This is a genomic window from Zhongshania sp. (assembly GCF_041584495.1).
Lineage (GTDB): Bacteria > Pseudomonadota > Gammaproteobacteria > Pseudomonadales > Spongiibacteraceae > Spongiibacter.
Genome location: NZ_JBFHDY010000295.1, coordinates 1 through 1336, shown reverse-complemented (window position 1 = coordinate 1336; position 1336 = coordinate 1). Strand labels below are relative to the sequence as shown.

Below are 1336 nucleotides of genomic sequence, written 5' to 3'. Positions count from 1 at the left end.
TACCGCGCAAGTGGTGAATGTGTCGATTGTGGACGGCAAGATTAAAGTCCATAAAGTGGTGTGCGCGGTAGAGTGCGGCATGGCGATTAACCCTGACATTGTCACTATGCAGATGGAAAGTGGTATTGTGTTTGGCTTGACGGCCGCGCTTAAAGGCGAGATTACGGTAGAAGACGGTGCTGTTCAGCAGAGTAATGTCCATGATTACGAAATGCTCAGAATGAATGAGTCGCCTGATATTGAAATTTATCGCGTCGACAGCGCCAACGCGCCGACCGGTGTGGGCGAGCCCGGTGTGCCGCCCTTGGCACCGGCTTTAGCCAATGCGGTGTTCGCCGCCTCTGGTCAGCGTTTGCGGCAATTACCCCTGCGCTTAGGGTGAATTATTCAAGGCAGTGGCGAAGAGCTCATTGTCTTGGCTTGAGTAATAAATGGATGAATTATGAGCAGTGATTCGAAAACGGGAATTTCTTACCCTTTTGCCGATGTGCCAGAAAAAGGCCAGTGGCTGGAAGTCGCCAAAGGTGTTTACTGGCTGCAAATGTTGCTGCCGATGGCGCTGGATCACATTAACCTCTATGTGCTCGAGGATGACGCCGGTTGGTGGATAATTGATACCGGCATAAACCTTGGTGACACTCGCGAGCGCTGGGAGCTGCTACTCGCCGGACCAATGGCGGATAAGCCCGTGGTCGGTGTTATTTGTACTCATATGCACCCTGATCATATTGGTCAAGCGGGTTGGCTGTGTGAACATTTGCGCGTGCCCTTATATATGAGCTTTCGCGAGTATTATGCTGCGCGCACGTTTACGAGTATTGGCGGTGGCAGCTTTAGCTGGACTACTGAAGAGTATTATCGCCGCGCGGGAGTCGAGCGGGACTACTTACAGCAAATGGCCACCCGTTTTAAGGGATTTGGCTCCGTTGTTGAACCCCTGCCAACGGCGTATCGGTGTTTGGCCGAAGGTCAGGTATTGAATATTGGTGGTCGCGCCTGGCGGGTCATGACGGGAGCGGGGCACTCACCAGAGCATGTGTCCCTCTATTGTGCTGAAGATAAACTGATGTTGTCGGGAGATCAGATTATTCCCCGCATTACCTCAAATGTGAGCGTCATGCCCTTGGAGCCCGAAGCAAACCCATTGGCAGAATGGTTCGATGCGCTGCGGCGATTTCGCGCCGATCTCGACCCCGACACCTTAGTGATGCCTGCGCATAATGCGCCGTTTTACGGGGTTCACGCGCGTCTGGATTATTTGATTGCCCATCACGAAGGGCATTTGGAGGCTATTGAAAAAGCTTGCATTGAACCAAAAAAGGCGATCGAACTGTTC

At 52.5% G+C, this 1336-nt stretch carries 2 protein-coding genes; both read left to right on the top strand.

Translation table 11 applies throughout. From position 1 onward, the window contains the following. On the top strand, positions 1-382 hold a 382-nt coding region (locus tag ABYP33_RS19270), incomplete at its 5' end, for a molybdopterin cofactor-binding domain-containing protein (protein WP_373092987.1). Between the two features lie 60 nt (positions 383-442). Continuing rightward, positions 443-1336: MBL fold metallo-hydrolase (locus ABYP33_RS19265; RefSeq protein ID WP_373092985.1), on the top strand; the 894-nt coding region annotated here is incomplete at its 3' end.